The following is a 16,600-nucleotide window of genomic DNA, read 5'->3' as shown; positions in this document are numbered from 1 at the left end:
ATGTCCCACCCTCTATACGTCGCTTTTATCTGGCATCAACATCAGCCGTTATATAAATCTCCTCGTAGTGGTGTTTCTACACCTGCTAGTCAGCAGTACCGCTTGCCTTGGGTTAGGTTACATGGTACTAAGGATTATTTGGATTTAATCTTGCTGCTAGAGCAGTATCCCAAGTTACATCAAACGGTGAATTTAGTACCATCCTTGATACTGCAACTAGAAGATTATATTGCTGGTACTGCGTTTGACCCTTATCTGACTGCCAGCTTAACACCTGTTGAAAAGTTAACTCAGGAACAGAAAGAATTTATTGTTGAACATTTTTTTGATGCTAATCACCATACTTTAATAGATCCCCATCCCCGCTATGCCCAGTTGTACTATCAGAGACAGGAAAAGGGACAAGCGTGGTGTTTAGCAAATTGGCAGCCACTAGATTACAGTGACTTATTAGCTTGGCATAATCTAGCTTGGATTGATCCTCTGTTTTGGGATGACCCAGAAATTGAAGCTTGGTTAAAACAGGGACAAAATTTTACTTTAAGTGATCGCCAACGCATTTATTCTAAACAACGTCAAATCCTCAGCCGCATTATTCCCCAACACAGGAAAATGCAAGAAACTGGACAGTTAGAAGTCACCACCACCCCCTATACTCACCCAATTTTGCCCTTGTTAGCTGATACCAACTCCGGGCAGGTAGCAGTGCCAAACATGACATTACCTAACAATCATTTTCAGTGGGCGGAAGATATTCCTCGTCATTTACAGAAATCTTGGGATTTATATAAAGACAGATTTGGACAAGAACCACGGGGTTTATGGCCTTCTGAACAGTCAGTTAGTCCAGAAATATTACCGTATATTATTAAACAGGGCTTTAATTGGATTTGCTCAGATGAAGCCGTCTTAGGTTGGACCTTAAAACACTTTTTCCATCGAGATGGGGCAGGAAATGTCCAGCAACCAGAATTACTGTACCGTCCTTATCTTTTGCAAACTCCAGCAGGTGATTTATCCATAGTTTTCCGTGACCATAGGTTGTCAGATTTAATTGGTTTCACATACAGTTCCATGCAGCTAAAACAGGCCGTAGCGGATTTAGTGGGACATTTGCAAGTGATCGCTAAAATGCAAAGAGAGAAACCCAGCGAACAACCTTGGTTAGTAACCATCGCCTTAGATGGTGAAAATTGCTGGGAATTTTATCCCCAAGACGGCAAACCATTCCTAGAAACCTTATATCAAAGCTTGAGTAATGAACCTCATATCAAACTGGTTACCGTCTCGGAATTCCTAGACAAATATCCCGCCACAGCCACTATCCCCGGAGAACAACTCCATAGTGGTTCTTGGGTAGATGGCAGTTTTACCACCTGGATAGGAGATCCCGCCAAAAATCGCGCTTGGGACTACCTGACCCAAGCCAGACAAGTATTAGCCAATCATCCCGAAGCTACCGAAGACAACAACCCTGCAGCCTGGGAAGCCTTATATGCAGCCGAAGGTTCCGATTGGTTTTGGTGGTTTGGAGAAGGACATTCTTCAAATCAAGATGCCATGTTTGACCAATTATTTCGTGAACATCTCTATGGAATTTATAAAGCCCTCAATGAACCAATACCAGTCTATTTAACAAAACCAGTAGAAGTCCATGAAACACGAGCAGACCGTCGGCCAGAAGCCTTTATTCACCCAGTTATTGACGGTAAAGGTGATGAACAAGACTGGGACAAAGCCGGCAGAATAGAAGTTGGTGGTGCAAGGGGAACAATGCACAACAGCAGCCTCATTCAACGACTTTGGTATGGAGTAGATCACCTGAATTTTTACTTACGGGTAGATTTTAAAAGTGGCATTGCACCAGGAAAAGAACTACCAACAGAGTTAAATTTACTTTGGTATTATCCAGATAGAACAATGGTTAATAGCCCTGTAACTTTAGCAGAAGTTCCAGATATATCACCAGTTAATTATCTGTTTCACCATCATCTAGAAATTAATTTACTCACACAATCAATTCAATTTCGAGAAGCAGGAAATAACTATCAATGGTATCCCCGCGTTAGTCGCGCCCAAGCTGCTTTAAATACTTGTTTAGAAGTGGCAATACCTTGGGCAGATTTGCAAGTTCCCCCAGATTATCCCCTGCGTCTGATTTTGGTACTAGCCGATGATGGGTGTTTCCATAGCTATTTACCAGAAAATGCTTTAATTCCTATTGAAGTACCTTAGTTGATAGTAAATAGGGTGGGTAATGCCCACCTTAAACAACAATAATTTTTTTAGAATTGGATCCTGAAAATCAACTTATGAGCGTCATCAATCTAAAAGAATCTAAAAGGTAAGGATTCAGATGGTGGGGTATTAACAAGTGTGATAGGAGAGGGAGAATATAGCAGTTATGGAAAAGAAGCTGCCACCAAAACTAGATAGAGAGATATTGAAGCAGTTGGCAATAGAGGAACTGGTAGAAATCATTATTGACCAGGGGAAAAGTATAGAGAACCTAAGAAATAGAGTAGTAGAACTGGAAAAAGAAATAGAGAAACTCAAAGTCAGTAGAGATTTAGAGACCATAACATGATCCAACCCACCCTTGGGAGATATCCTCAAAGAAACTGAGAACAAACAAGAAGAGAAACCAGAAGAGAACCAGACACGAAAACGGAAACCAAGAGGACAACCAGGGCATAGGGGAAAAAGGAGAAAGGGGTTTGGTGGAGTAGATAGAATAGATTTGAGATAGTGGGACGGCAACTGTGTGGATGGTGAGGTGAGGGGCAATTGTTTGGCGAACCAATAAAAATCCAAATACAACAACTAGGGGAGTTAGTGGACAGGCCAATGGAAGTGGACTTGCAGTGTGTGTGGGGAAACTCAAAGGGCACACTGGTCACCAGAGATAGTACTGGGAGAACATATAGGAATCACAGGACAAGCTTTTTTGGGATGGATCAATAACTAGGGCCATTTACCCTATGAGAAACAACACTTGTTGTTGTGGGAACTCGGTCAAATAGAAATTGGAGTGGGAACATTAGTAGGTACCGATGAAGGAATAGATGGTCCAGTGGCTCAAAGTATTCATAGCCTCAAACAGTGGATAAAACAAACCCAGCCTCATATCCTTGGGGATGAAACACCCTGGGTAGTCAAAGGGGTAAAACAATGGTTATGGATTTTTGCTAATAGTGACTTCCCTTTATTTCATGGGCCTGATACTCCTTGTCCTGGTGAATCAGAATCTATTCTGGGTTCAAGTTAGTCTGGTGTACTCAGTTCTGATGACTTTACTGCCTATAACGATTATCCGGTCAAAGCTCAACAGAAATGTCAGGCACATCTACCTTACCCCGTCACTTCAAGATACTAATCAAGATTCCTGGCTTAAAACTGACCGACCTTCCGCACCCTAACTGTCACAGATAGTAGTACACAAGAACTAAAGCTCCTGCAAGGGAGAAAAGGCTTAATAAGAACAAGGATGATTAAAATGGCAATAGAGTGAGAGAATAAAGTTTTGTAAAGAAGATAAAAGAAAAGAAAATTTAATGATTTAAAAATTAAATTAGAACAGAAGAAGAAATGATTGAATCACAACAGGAGTTGTGGATAATTATGTTGTGAAATCAAAGCTTCAAAAAATGGAAACTCAAAACCTAGACCATTTAGGCATAGTAGCAGGAATAATAGACGCCATAGGAGTCGTAGAAATAATCAACGAATTAATAGGAGTTGAAATTGGAGAGAAAGTAAGTCCGGGTCATGTAGTAAAAGCCATGATAATCAACGGGTTAGGATTTGTATAGAAACCCTTATATATGTTTCCCCAAGATTTTGAAACAATCGCCTGTGACCATCTAATAGGACCAGGAGTAAAACCAGAATATCTCAAGGACGATAAACTGGGGAGAGTCATAGATAAACTACTTATAAAAGTATTGGATAGAATATTCTTTATTGTCGCCTTAAAAGCAGCCCAAAAATTTGGAGTATCCCTATGAGCAGGGTATCTAGACTCATCATAAATGCACATACATGGGCAATATAATACCAGCTTACCAGAAGTAATATTTGAGAGTCAAAAAGTAGGAAATAATCAAGAAACAGAAGAATTAGCAGTAAAATCTCTAAAAGAAATAACCATCACCTACGGGTATTCTGGTGACCATAGACCGGAGTTAAAACAGTTCATCATAGAGATGATATGTTCATGAGATGGAGACATACCAATATATATTTTCAATACTAGCATCGGGAAACCAAGCAGATTCATCATGCTTTGGTAAAATAGCAGTAGAGTACCAACAACAATTAAAAGTTAACAGTCTCATAGTAGAAGACTGGCCCTTATATACAGAATCAAATCTGAAAATCATGTCAGATTTAAGCTGGTTATATCCAGTGCCATTAAGCGTAAAATCAGCACAATCATTAATATCAAAATTACCAGAACCAGAATTTGTTGATAGTCAGTTACCCGGATATAAACTAGCTTCAAAAACAGTAAATTATGCAGGCATAGAACAAAGATGCTTAGTAGTGCACAGTCAAGAAAGAAGAGAATCAGACCTAGGTAAACTCTCACAAAAAATTACCAAGGCACAATCAAAAGCTGTGCAAGATTTGAAAAAGTTATCACCAGAAGAATTTGCTTGTTAAGCTGATGCTATCAAGGGGTTATCTAAACTATTCAAACAATTCAAATATCACCGAATTAACCAGAGTAACGTTACTCAAATCAAATCTAAGAAAAAAGATAGTTCAGGAGAGATATCATAATGAGATATCAGTTACATTCTCCCAGAATGAAAGTAAAATTAATACAGAATTTCTGAGGACAGGTCCTTTTATTATTGCTACAAACCTTTTGGATTCCAATGAACTTATCCATGACTCCATCTTGAGTGAATATAAAGAAAGCTCAACAGTCTTGCCAGAGAGGGTTTGCTTTTCTCAAAGACCCATTATTGTTTGCAGACAGTATTTTCCTAAAAAGTCCAGAGAGAATAGAGTCCCTGGGAATGATTATGGGTTTATATCTGCTGGTTTATACTTTAGGAGAACGACAAATTAGAACCCCTTCGAGAGAGTCTAAATCAACAGTAAAAATCAATTGGGTAAACCAACTGACCGCCCCACTTTACGCTGGATTTTTCCATGCTTTCAGTCTATTTATTTAGTTACACTTAACCAAGAAAAACACATCTGTTACTGGACTCAAGAGAGAGATTTCATTGTGAATCTTTTACCAGAGCATTGTTTTCCCTACTATCAATTAGTTACCTAATTTCTCTCTCTATTAATTTAATTTCTATCAGAAAATAACCTAATTTCGTTGATTTATAGCTCTATTTTACTATGTCCATAATTTCTTTTTTTACTTCAATCTATGAGTCTAAGTTATGATTTATCTCTTGAATATCTTCATTTATCTGTTGACTCCTCTGGGCGGTGTTCTTTCTTATTGCTCCTTATTGAGAATAGCTTTTGATGCTATTTTTGGTGCTTTACTGTTTCTCCAATGCCTTTTCTCACTGCATATGTTTGTTTTTATGCTCCCTTGGATTTTTTCTCTCCGTAATTTCTCTCTGTGGTAGTTTAGGGTGCGGAATGTGGGTTAAATCACCAAGAAATTGGCACAAAATTCATCTACCTCATAGATGAAGGTTTTAAAAACTACCCTTTATTCCAACAAACCCAAAACCTTCATGAATTCTTGACTTGGCCATCCTAGTGTCAACCAAGAGTTGAATCTTCCATTCATTCATTGATCAAGCCCCAGGGGAACCTGGTAAACTTTTACCTTCCTTAGCGGGACGTAAACAAAAATCAAGCCCAAATTTAGCCCAAACTGGCTTGACTTGATAAGAAGGAAACACGTCCGGATTCAAGTTGAACCAATCAATAAATAGAAAAGATATGGCTGTTCTCAACCCTTCTAAAGCTGCAGTAAAAGTATTCAAAGGTTTCTTAGCCCACCTTGGTCTTAATCCTCCAGTCCACTGATGGCAAAGAATAAAAGTGTAGGTACAGCAAACCAAAATAAAATGGCGCAGTCAACTGCTTTTATCTCGAACTTGATATTCTTTGAGTCCTAACCATCCCTTGGCTTCCCTGTACACAACTTCTACCCAATTTCTTTGAGAATATGTATTAACTATCCGTTGGGGTGTGACAATTGATCAAGAAACATTGGTCATAAAGTACTCAATATCAGTGGCTTGAGAGAAAGTAGAAGCCTTGATGACGATAGCAATATTCCCCTTTCCAGTTAAGGCCGATATTTCTACTTCTTTAGTTACTACCCATAATCTTCTGGGTTTATCTAACTCCAGTTCAACTTCTGTAAAAGCATCTTGGGGTAAACTTTGTGCTAATTTATCTAACCTAATTACTGGTGGACTATCCTCTTGGTCACTGGCAAGGACTTTGGGATTTTTAGCTAGTCCTCCTCAATACTTTAAATTCCGATTTTCTATCTTTAATAAGAAAGATGTATTGTGTCCATATCCAGGATCTATAATTACTATTCCTGGTTGATAACCACGGCTTAAGGTCAGATGTATTAATTTAATTCCTAACTCAGGTTTCTTCTCAAATATAGGGTCTTGTTTCCCTTTGGGTCAAGAATCACCGTGGTGATATAACTCTATATCTAATGGTAAGCTTTACTGCCATATAGATGTGTTGTTACTACTACTATCCCAGTATCCCTTTTCCCAATTTCTCCAATATATTTTCTTCCTACTCCATCCCTAAAATTCCCGCTTTTTCTATGGACAGAATCATCAATTATTAAGCTAAATCCTCTGGTGATTCTCCTCTGACTACACTTGTTCATAATCTCTAACCGACGGTCATTGACTTGGGAACTGGACCAAGGTGCTTCAGTTAAAAGGTGGTGTAATCGGTGGTAGGTCACCCCTAGGGTATTCTCTGCCATTTGAAATAGCTTTTTTCTCTCACTTTCACCCAATCATACCCCTAAATAATGTCTAAACTCTCTTTTTTCTCCTTGATGAGTAAATACATCATCAAATCACACCATCTTTCAAACCATGGTGCCATTGCTGGGGCAGTGGTTTTTTTCATCAGCTTCTTTTAACGTGAAAGCTACACCAAAACCCCACTATACTCCTTTTTACTCCTAACTTTTGTTTAAGTCCCGTTAGGCAATAGACCTTGATAATAATTTAGCTGAACCAAGGTTAGGTTTAGCACTGACACAAGGAAAAGTCTCTGGTGGTTCTCTTTCTCTGGAGCTATTCCAACATCCTGCCAATTTATTGACCGTTATACAAACTTGTCGCCGTCAAGCACTTTCTCTAATTGAGTTTTTTGACCAACCTATGAAAGCCATGGTTCACTCTGCCTTCCATACACCTTTTTTAATCCCTCTTCCTTAGACCTGAATCCTTACCTCAACACACTACAAGGATAATTAGCGGTATATTTATAGATGATTCTGCTTATTGCTTTGTAAATACTCAACAGAAGCTTCTAATACCAATTCAGAAAATGTTTGCGACAGATAGGGCATTCAAAATGAAATCATTGTAGGATGACAGATAGATTCATGAATCGCAGGACTTGCGGGGAAGTGGTGGGAAGTATTGGGATGAGCGGGTTGTGGGGTTTTGGACGGGGGAAAGGGTGCGACACTTAATTTGATTAACTTTGTCGCATAAGCGTCACATAGTTTGATTAGCCAATAAGCGGCTCTTGTTGATTTTAGTTCTGATGGGGTGTGTGCTATAGAACCCATTTGGGTTCTTGTAGAATTTGATCTTAAAAGTACTTCTTATTTCTCATATGTTTAAGCAGTTTAACAGATGAAGAGTGGTCAATTATTGAACCATTATTTATTGCCTAAAAAGAAGCTGACTCATCCACGTACATGGAGTAAAAGACAAATTTTAGATGGTATCTTTTATCAGCTGAAAAATGGCTGTAATTGGGCTGACTTACCTAGTGATGGATTTATTGAGGATATCATGGAGATTTTACACTAGAGGGTGCGAGCAAAAGAAGGAAGAAAGCCAGTTTGGACTACCTTGATAATGAGCTATTTCCAAGCCGTTAAAAATACTTGTAACGCTAGTATTGAAACCAAGGGGTTTTGTTTTTACAAGTCCACCAACGCTATAAAAAGGCATCTGGCAGTAGATATTCTCGGCTTTCCCTTTTTTATTCACTGTACTCAGGCTAATATTTCTGATGACCAAGGGCTGATTGAGATGTTGACAATTTATATCGACTTCTTCAAATCAAAATCTGTGGAACTGCTTAAAACGACAACTCTTTCAGACAACGGCTATCATCCTGACAAACTAGAAGCAGAGTTAGTTTTGGTTGATCCAGAAATCATGAGTAAAATTCAATTTCAATTGTCTCCTAAACCATTCCAGGAGGGAAGAAAAGGCCAAGCAAGGGAGGTCTGGTTTTGTGCCAGTTAAAGCCAGATGGGTAATTGAAAGAAGTAATGCTTGGATGGAACGCTGTAAAAGCTGGGTTAAAAATTTTGAAAGAACTTTGGAAAATGCGACGACTAAAATTCATCTCTGTTTTGTCAGACTTATGCTCCGAAGATTAGTTACTTCATAGATCCCAAATGGGTTCTATAAATACTGATCATGGATTAGCTGTTTAAGCACAGATATGTAAGGCTGAAAATTGACGGTTGGACTTCGGTTATGATTTGTGGTTAAGTTCCGTCACATAATTTGATAAACGCCACAGATAATTTGATTAATCAATATATGTGACGGGCTACATTCAAAATTCAAAATCTCAAATTGAATCACCAATTACCTATCACCAGTTTTATTTCCTGGCATTGCTATGGGAGAAAAACCTGCGATCATGATCGCTCTCAAATTTTGACACCGAATTAGTTCACTAAAATCTAAACCAGAACGCCCTTCTATCCTTGGTACTGTCTCGATGGCGGTTAACAAATGCTGTGCGGCTTCTGTTTCTGAATAATTACGTCTTTGGGCAATGCTAATGGCTGTTGTATCGGCGTTTAATTCTGATTTCTGTGACTGACTCATCCGCCATATCCGCACACCAGCTAAAACACTTAATCCTCCAGCGATAATTACACCTACCACATCAGATTAGGCAACTTCCACCACACCACCTAACAACCCTGCTCAAACCAGTCCTTGATAAATATCTGGTTGTAACCACTTCACCCCTGTCCACCAACTAACCTGATACAGCAGCAGTAAATCTCTTTGTGGCTTAGTGAAGCGTCTCCACAAATCAAAATTAATATATATCTTTGTCGTTCCTGACTCCAAGGTAAAGCAAAAGCAGTATCTATCACCTTTTTTTGCTCTGGTTTACTGACGTTTTTAGTCATCATGCGCCCAGAAGCAGGTATTACATCTAAACAATGGGCAAATTTCACTATTTGGCTCCATTGTCTTCATTCTTAGCGATACTATATGTATAGTAATTTACTACTAAGACTTCACTTAAAATATTTAGATGGATGCTTTTGTTCCCACAGCTCCAGAATGGACAAATCAAGCTATTCTCGCAACTCAGTTTTGCTGTCCCGTCACTCCAGTAGTCGAGAAGCGGTAGTAGTTTGGTTAAATAGGCGATCGGCTGTTACAACTGTAAACCATCGTCGTAAGTGGTGAGAATTCTACCATTGTCATTGTGGTTGTGCTTGGTGGGCTTGGAGTAACGACAGGCCACCCACAGATTCACACTAAGTTTTCCAACCCCCGCAAAAGGATGCAAATAGCTTTGAAAACCGTAAAGATTTTATTCAAGCTGTTGACCAGTAGCAAAAAAGTTCTAGACTAAAAAGAATTAGCCCTAGTTTATTGGCAATTAATTCAAAGGTAAAATCATCATGGTTCAACGTGGTTCTAAAGTGCGCGTCCTCCGCCCCGAATCCTACTGGTATCAAGATGTAGGAACTGTGGCATCTGTAGACCAAAGCGGCATCAAATACTCTGTAATTGTCCGCTTCCCCAATGTTAACTACTCTGGCATCAACACCAATAACTTCGCCGTAGATGAATTAATCGAAATCGAAGCACCCAAAAAAGCTGCTGCTAAAAAGTAAGCAATCAAGCTACTAGGGGATTGTTTCATGGCATGATATAACTAAGTGTGAAGTATAAAGCCTCAAGGCAGAAATATTCAACCTTCCTTATCTCTGACTTCACAATCCCTGAATATATCACATTGGTTCCTTAGTCCGCTGAAATGCCTGAACTGCCTGAAGTTGAAACAGTCCGACGGGGTTTAAATCAACTAACCCTAAACGAAGGAATTACGGGGGGAGATATCCTGCTAAAACGCACTGTCGCCTACCCTTTTTATGTTAGCGAATTTATAGATAACCTGAAAGGAAGCAGCATTAAATCTTGGCATCGTCGTGGTAAATATCTTCTAGCTGAACTCACACCCTCTTCAACCTGCTTGGGTGTTCATCTGCGGATGACCGGTCAACTGTTATGGTTAAACCAAAATGAACCCTTACACAAACACACACGAGTCAGATTATTTTTTGGGGAAAAACAAGAACTACGCTTTGTTGACCAGCGCACCTTTGGGCAAATGTGGTATGTTCCCCCTGGTGTCCCTGTAGAAAGTATTATTAGAGGTTTAGCACAACTGGCAGTAGACCCATTTTCACCAGAGTTTACCGTTGAGTATTTAGCAAATAAACTGCAAAAAGGTCGTCGTCCCATTAAAACCGCACTGTTAGATCAGTCGATAGTAGCGGGATTGGGTAATATTTATGCTGATGAAGCTTTGTTTAAAAGTGGTATTTTACCAACTACTCTCTGTACAGATTTACAGAAAAAACAAGTCGAACCTTTAAGAACAGCAATAATTAAAGTTCTATCTGCAAGTATTGCCGCAGGTGGGACAACTTTTAGTAATTTCCTCAATGTTAAAGGTATAAATGGCAACTATGGCGGTGAAGCTTGGGTTTACAAACGCACTGGTAAGCCTTGTAAAGTTTGTGGTAATGTCATTCAGCGTATTAAGTTAGGCGGGCGTTCTAGTCATTTCTGTTCTCAGTGTCAGAAGTAGGGAACAGGTGAAAGGAAGGAGTTTTTCCCAATCACAATGGTTAACCAAGAATTGCCGATAAACATTTAAAGGTAGAGTTTTAAATTTATATTTCTTTCTTTAAATCAATTTCAATGACTCGCTTTATACATGAGCAATTTGCCAAACAATATCTAACTGAACTATTAACACCCTATGGTCAAGTAGAAACCAGCAAAGATATCACAACAGAAGTAAGATAAATTGACGTTTTATTTATTCCTTCCTTCATCCCAATGTACAGAAAGTCTAGAAATACTAGGAATCCTGGGAAGAATGGCGACAAACTATGCTATACTTGAACCATTACGTAATGCTATCACCAAAAGTGAAACTCGCAGTTGTATGGGTAAATTATTTGACCTCGATCTACAAATAGAACGTCAATATCATCGCAACAATACCCGAATAAATGAAGTAGCGTTACCAAGTCTGTGGATTTTTTCTTCTACTGCATCAGTAGAACTCCCAGGGAGTTTTAATACTACTGTCGATGAAGAAAACTGGTCTAAAGAAAGGTATTTATTTCTTGGGAGAGGGATTAAAAACTATCATTATTGCTATTCATCAACTTCCCAACACGCCGGAAACGCTGTTTCTTAGGATATTAGGTAAAGGGAAAGTTCAACGACAAGCGGTTAAAGAACTAGAAGCACTACCTAAAAATGGTCCATTTCTTTCCCATATCATACAATTAGTACATGACCTAATTGCTGTTTTATCGGCTCGTCAACGTCAAGAACAAGATATTGATAAAGATGATCAGGAGTTGATTATGAAATTATCGGAAATGTATCAACAACAATTAGAAGAACTGAAAAGACAAAGACTTCAAGAAGGACGATAAGAAGGACGACAAGAAGGTATAGAAAGAGAACGACGCGCTATGATTGAAAGTATCATGTAAGTGCGTTTTGGGGAAGTTAATTCAGAATTAGTAAGAATTATCGACTTTCTCATTACTATGACTAGAGAAGAATTTAGTCCCTTGCTTTTACAATTATCTCGTGAGGAGTTATTAGCTAGATTTGCATAACAATTGATGACAAGAGCGAGAAATCAGTAGCCTCCCACAGAATTTGAGCATCAATCAATAGTTGACGACTGAATGCTTATCATTTTTTTGAGTTCTCTGATTCAGCGCAAAAACAGAGTATTGGGGCTTGACACCTGATTTTAGATTTGTTATCATTAATTTGACTATTAAAGAATAAATATTCATAAATAAATATCATCACAAATAAATATCATAATTTTCTCCAAGACTGCTGACCTGATGGTAGGCGGTTATATTTTTTCAGTAAACAAATTGCGCTTTCACGTCTTGGTGCGAGATATTTTTTTAAATAAAAAAAGCAATTATAAATTGTAAGGGGAACTCATGACAGTTAAAAAAGGAAATATGGTTCGGGCTCTGCGCGAAAAGTTGGAGAATAGCTTAGAAGCCCAAGCTAGTGATTCTCGCTTTCCTTCCTATTTATTTGATAGCGAAGGGGAAGTAGTAGATATCAAAGGTGATTATGCTTTGGTGAAATTTGGAAAAGTACCAACGCCAAATATTTGGTTAAAGCTAGAACAATTAGAAGAGTTTAAATAGGCTTTCCATAGTTATGCTTGTGGTAGGGATTATCTACCCGACTACTGATAACTGATAACTGATAACTGATTATGTCTTCTTCCCCAGTTTTTTGTAAATCTCCCCGTGTGACTGTTGTGGGTGCGGGTAGAGTTGGTAGGACTTTAGGCCAACGGATTGCAGAGAAAAATTTGGCTGATGTGGTGTTGTTGGATATTATGGAAGGAATGGCTGAAGGTTTACCTTTAGATTTGCTGGAAGCGCGGGGACTGGAGTTACTTACATAATCGGCAAATTAGCGGTACTAATAATTATGCTGATACGGCTAATTCAACACAACAATTGTGGTAATTGCCGCTGGTTTTCCCCGTAAACCTCGAATAAGTCAGGATAATTTGTTGAAAATTAATGCCAAAATTGTGGTTGAAGCAGCAAAAAATGTGATCGCACATTCTCCCCATGCTATTTTTATAGTCGTCACAAATCTTTTAGATGTGATGACTTATTTAACTTGGCAAGCCACAAACTTACCCAGAAATCAAGTCATGGGAATGGCTGGAGTTTTAGAATCAGCCAGATTTGAAACTTTCATCGCTTTAGAATTCGGGGTTTTATCTGCGGATGTCAAAGCAATGGTTTTGGGTAGCCACGGTGATTTAATGGTACCTTTAGCCCGTTATGCAACTGTCACCGGTATTCCCATTACAGAATTATTAGATGTAGCCACAATTGAAAATTTAGTAGCAAGAACCTGCAACAGTAGCGCAGAAATTGTACAATTAATGCACACAGGAGGCGCGTTTTTTGGCCCTGCATCTGCCACATCCCTGATGGTAGAATCAATTATATTAAATCAGTCGCGATTATTACCAGTTGCAGCTTATTTACAAGGCGAATATGGTTTAAATGATGTGGTTATCGGTGTTCCTTGTCGTTTGGGATGTACTGGAGTTGAGAGTATTTTAGAATTGACTCTCAATGATGAAGAAAAAGCAGCCTTGCAAACCTCAGCCGATTCTGTAAGCCAAAATATTAAAAGGGCACAGGAAATTTTAGAGAATTAAAAATTTAAAAACCCCAATTAGGAATTACGAATTAATCTTAAATTCATCAAACTTAACCACTTCATAATCAGGATTGCTAGTATCAAAGTGATAACTGCTAATAGTACCTGTTCCTGTGTTGAAAATGCTAAAAACTGTAATCTGATTACTGGCAATATAAGGTAGCGGTTTGCCGTCTTTTGCTCATAATGGAGAAATAGTTGGTATGACTGGTTTTAAAACGTTAGGATCACCAACTGTAGTATAATGTTCTTGATCTTTTGTTGGTACTTCTCGCCTTTCTTCATCCCAAGCAGCACCATAGGAATTACCAACATTAGAAGTTCCTAAGAAGTTCATTCCACTGTCACTAACAAAGTGATTCCATAAATGGGAATTTCCATAAAATACTAACTGCACTTTAGCTGCTTCTAATAAAGGAATTACATCACAAATAATGTAATCTGCATTTTTTGGATATTCATAACGAACAGCTTTGATATTTCCTTCTTGGTTTCTTTCAACATAGTCACAGTATTAGTGTAAGCTGGAACAATATTATCACCCAAAGTGTGGTGTGGATGATGCAACATCACAACTTTATATTTTGCCCGTTGAAATTCAGGACTGTTTAATTCTTGCTGAAGCCAGTTATATTAGACCTATTGTAAAATTGTTTCTGTGGTATGATAGAGAGTTTTAGATTGTATGTATTTTAAGTTTTCTGTGGGCTCCCTAATTGAAACATAACCGTATAAATCTAACTTTTGGCTCAAACAAATACACCCCCCATTATAACATAAAATTAATTCTGCAAGAGGACTATTGTTGACTTTCTTTAAAAATTGGTTCATAAATTAACTGTCCATACCCCCAATTTTTAGGATTCTGCAAATCTTTTTCTGGTTCTATATATCTACCTTTAATGTTGGAATCTAATTTTGGATGTCGCCACATATTCGTAATATACAAAACCACCAAGCGGACATCACCAAAGGTAACTGCATAATATGTCTTTCCACCTGCTTTAGTTTCAGGTAAAGTCAAAATTTATTCGTAAGTGACAGTATTAAAAGAATTATCCGTTAGAGATTTTTCTCCATACAATTTTTCGGTAACTTCACAGGGAATAGTATCATTAAATTCATCATTTAAACTTTCTGTTCTAGCAAATCTCCCCATCACTTCATGATTACCAATGCAAGTCAACATGGGCGCATTTCGAATAATTCTCCCACCTATGTAGGTGAATTTTACGCCGTTATGTTCCATTTTATAATTAGCGCGACCTTGCAAAGCTGGAAATCAAGCATTTCCTCGATTATCATCAAACCATTCTGAAGCACAGTCCAGAATATTAACCAAATCTCCTGGAAACCATACCCCATAAACTCTCTCTACAGTTTCCACCACTTTTTGCAGATTCACGGCTGTCATCGGTTTGAATTGATGATCGGAAGTGAGGAGGATTTTTAAAGGTTTACCAGGTTTTGGGGAAGGTGCAAGGGTAAAAGCTTCGCTGCTAACTTTTTCACCATCTTCTCTAATACTGGTGACTTGATAGGGAATTCGTAGATTCGGAGTTAAACCTGTAACTTAGGCTTCATGTCGCCAAATTTCTCGTTTTACAGGTTGTTGATAAATTTGCCCGTTTTCAATTTGATTTGCTAATCTTGATAGTTGGTCTTCTCTAGTGCGGCTAAGTTTGGTAGTTTTTGTAATTGAACTTTGATCAAGTTTCTCACCGTAAAATACCAAATGTTTATCACCAGGAAACTCGGCCAACCAAACTACTAGCACTCAATTTGCTGTTGGTAGTTGCAAAAACGGGTCTGTCAGCAGTTGAAGTGGTGATATCATAGTAGTTTTACCCAAGGAACTCACGCCTACTACCATCAGACATATTACCAGAAAAAGTACAGCTTTTACAGTATTTCTCATGTATTTAGACCACACACTGAATTAATATACTTCTGACTTTGCGTCTTTGCGTGAAACAAAAATATGAATATCAAAAAATCACAACTGCAAATCTTGATCACATACGGTTTATTGGGTGTGATCGCAGTCCTGACCCTTTTTCCCCTACTATGGCTAATTAGTACAGCCTTAAAATCCCCAACCGAAAATATTCTAGAGTCACCACCTCAGTTATGGCCTAGTCAACCGACTTTAGAGAACTTCACTCGTGTTTGGGAATCTTTACCCTTTGGGCAATATTTATATAACAGTATCACAGTAGCTTTACTAACTGTAATATTGAATTTACTATTTTGTGCTTTAGCTGCTTATCCTTTAGCGAGATTATCATTTGTGGGACGAAATGGAATTTTTATTGCTATTATTTCCACAATTATGATTCCCTTCCAAATCGTGATGATTCCCTTATATATTTTGACAGTTCAATTAAGGTTGACAAATAGTTATTTAGGGATGATTTTTCCCAGTTTAGCTTCTGCTTTCGGCATTTTTTTATTAAGACAAGCTTTTATGGGTGTGCCTAAAGAAATTGAAGAAGCAGCCCGCATGGATGGTAGTTCTGAGCTAGCATTATGGTGGTTTGTAATGTTGCCAGCTATTCGTCCAGCACTCATAACTCTGGCTATTTTTGTATTTATTGGTGCTTGGAGTGACTTTTTATGGCCTTTAATTGTCATCCAAGATGAGAGTTTATATACTTTACCCTTGGGAGTTTCTAAATTAGCAGGTACGTTTTCTCTAGATTGGCGATTGGTAGCAGCTGGTTCTATAATTTCTATTGCACCAGTATTGCTATTATTTATATTTTTACAGAAATTTATTGTACCCACCGATACGGGTAGCGGTGTCAAAGGATAATCAGTTATCAGTTATCAGTTGTTCTTCTTTTCCTACGCCCTGTAACCAATCA

General features: G+C 38.3%; 13 protein-coding genes and 8 pseudogenes. 17 read left to right on the top strand and 4 right to left on the bottom strand.

Translation table 11 applies throughout. The features are described 5' to 3' along the window. The 6 genes and pseudogenes from AAZO_RS16335 to AAZO_RS42670 all read left to right on the top strand — a co-directional run bounded on the left by AAZO_RS16335 (window position 1) and on the right by AAZO_RS42670 (window position 5,603). The gene (locus tag AAZO_RS16335) at window positions 1–2,235 is read left to right on the top strand and encodes a glycoside hydrolase family 57 protein (RefSeq protein WP_013192089.1); all 2,235 of its coding nucleotides are present in this window, start codon (window positions 1–3) and stop codon (window positions 2,233–2,235) included. Between the two features lie 169 nt (window positions 2,236–2,404). Further along, window positions 2,405–2,587 (top strand): hypothetical protein, encoded by a 183-nt coding sequence (locus AAZO_RS27060; protein WP_049790778.1) that lies wholly within the window; start codon window positions 2,405–2,407, stop codon window positions 2,585–2,587. A 12-nt stretch (window positions 2,588–2,599) separates the two neighbouring features. Further along, a complete protein-coding gene (locus AAZO_RS35530) occupies window positions 2,600–2,749 on the top strand; it encodes a hypothetical protein (RefSeq protein ID WP_187289503.1) in 150 nt (49 codons plus the stop codon). A gap of 246 nt (window positions 2,750–2,995) precedes the next feature. Continuing rightward, window positions 2,996–3,268, top strand: a complete 273-nt coding sequence (locus AAZO_RS27055) for a hypothetical protein (protein ID WP_144031318.1) — start codon at window positions 2,996–2,998, stop codon at window positions 3,266–3,268. Between the two features lie 379 nt (window positions 3,269–3,647). Further along, a pseudogene (locus AAZO_RS43920) lies at window positions 3,648–5,293 on the top strand (IS1634 family transposase). A gap of 115 nt (window positions 5,294–5,408) precedes the next feature. Next, a complete protein-coding gene (locus AAZO_RS42670) occupies window positions 5,409–5,603 on the top strand; it encodes a hypothetical protein (RefSeq protein WP_013192088.1) in 195 nt (64 codons plus the stop codon). A gap of 246 nt (window positions 5,604–5,849) precedes the next feature. On the opposite strand, the pseudogene AAZO_RS30950 reads toward AAZO_RS42670, so the two are convergent. Then, window positions 5,850–7,098: pseudogene (locus AAZO_RS30950) on the bottom strand (IS701 family transposase); the annotation flags it as partial. Between the two features lie 92 nt (window positions 7,099–7,190). Between AAZO_RS30950 and AAZO_RS38805 the strand changes: the two are divergent. From AAZO_RS38805 to AAZO_RS16295, 3 genes and pseudogenes are all read left to right on the top strand, one after another. Continuing rightward, a pseudogene (locus AAZO_RS38805) lies at window positions 7,191–7,412 on the top strand (IS66 family transposase); the annotation flags it as partial. 426 nt (window positions 7,413–7,838) lie between these two features. Beyond that, complete coding sequence (locus AAZO_RS16300; protein ID WP_228371244.1) at window positions 7,839–8,018, top strand: transposase; 180 nt, start codon at window positions 7,839–7,841, stop codon at window positions 8,016–8,018. 3 nt (window positions 8,019–8,021) lie between these two features. Next, window positions 8,022–8,462 carry a hypothetical protein gene (locus AAZO_RS16295; protein WP_228371243.1) on the top strand — a complete coding sequence of 147 codons (441 nt, stop codon included), beginning with the start codon at window positions 8,022–8,024 and terminating at the stop codon, window positions 8,460–8,462. Window positions 8,463–8,813: 351 nt separating this feature from the next. Here AAZO_RS16295 and AAZO_RS16290 read toward each other — a convergent pair. Next, window positions 8,814–9,434: pseudogene (locus AAZO_RS16290) on the bottom strand (DUF3318 domain-containing protein). Between the two features lie 67 nt (window positions 9,435–9,501). Between AAZO_RS16290 and AAZO_RS30945 the strand changes: the two are divergent. The 7 genes and pseudogenes from AAZO_RS30945 to AAZO_RS16265 all read left to right on the top strand — a co-directional run bounded on the left by AAZO_RS30945 (window position 9,502) and on the right by AAZO_RS16265 (window position 13,731). Then, window positions 9,502–9,734, top strand: a pseudogene (locus tag AAZO_RS30945) (hypothetical protein). Between the two features lie 143 nt (window positions 9,735–9,877). After that, window positions 9,878–10,093, top strand: a complete 216-nt coding sequence (locus AAZO_RS16285) for a photosystem I reaction center subunit IV (RefSeq protein ID WP_013192086.1) — start codon at window positions 9,878–9,880, stop codon at window positions 10,091–10,093. 143 nt (window positions 10,094–10,236) lie between these two features. Continuing rightward, the gene (locus AAZO_RS16280) at window positions 10,237–11,073 is read left to right on the top strand and encodes a DNA-formamidopyrimidine glycosylase (RefSeq protein WP_013192085.1); all 837 of its coding nucleotides are present in this window, start codon (window positions 10,237–10,239) and stop codon (window positions 11,071–11,073) included. 547 nt (window positions 11,074–11,620) lie between these two features. Next, the gene (locus tag AAZO_RS43915) at window positions 11,621–11,938 is read left to right on the top strand and encodes a hypothetical protein (protein WP_420807026.1); all 318 of its coding nucleotides are present in this window, start codon (window positions 11,621–11,623) and stop codon (window positions 11,936–11,938) included. A 60-nt stretch (window positions 11,939–11,998) separates the two neighbouring features. After that, window positions 11,999–12,127: a hypothetical protein gene (locus AAZO_RS43910; protein WP_420807025.1), complete on the top strand. Its 129-nt coding sequence runs from the start codon at window positions 11,999–12,001 to the stop codon at window positions 12,125–12,127. A gap of 345 nt (window positions 12,128–12,472) precedes the next feature. Further along, window positions 12,473–12,688, top strand: a complete 216-nt coding sequence (gene ndhO, locus AAZO_RS16270; RefSeq protein ID WP_013192084.1) for an NAD(P)H-quinone oxidoreductase subunit O — start codon at window positions 12,473–12,475, stop codon at window positions 12,686–12,688. Between the two features lie 71 nt (window positions 12,689–12,759). Continuing rightward, window positions 12,760–13,731 (top strand): annotated as a pseudogene (locus AAZO_RS16265) (malate dehydrogenase). 24 nt (window positions 13,732–13,755) lie between these two features. Here the strand turns inward: AAZO_RS16265 and AAZO_RS16260 are convergent. Further along, window positions 13,756–14,366 (bottom strand): annotated as a pseudogene (locus AAZO_RS16260) (metallophosphoesterase); the annotation flags it as partial. Window positions 14,367–14,535: 169 nt separating this feature from the next. Further along, window positions 14,536–15,510 (bottom strand): annotated as a pseudogene (locus tag AAZO_RS38795) (metallophosphoesterase); the annotation flags it as partial. A gap of 204 nt (window positions 15,511–15,714) precedes the next feature. Here AAZO_RS38795 and AAZO_RS16245 point away from each other — a divergent pair. Then, window positions 15,715–16,548, top strand: coding sequence for a carbohydrate ABC transporter permease (locus tag AAZO_RS16245; protein WP_013192083.1), 834 nt, complete (start codon window positions 15,715–15,717; stop codon window positions 16,546–16,548). Window positions 16,549–16,600: the final 52 nt, after the last annotated feature.

The organism is 'Nostoc azollae' 0708 (genome assembly GCF_000196515.1).
GTDB lineage: Bacteria > Cyanobacteriota > Cyanobacteriia > Cyanobacteriales > Nostocaceae > Trichormus_B > Trichormus_B azollae.
The sequence above is the reverse complement of the archived record's forward strand: the minus strand, read 5'-3'. Positions and strand labels throughout refer to the sequence as shown.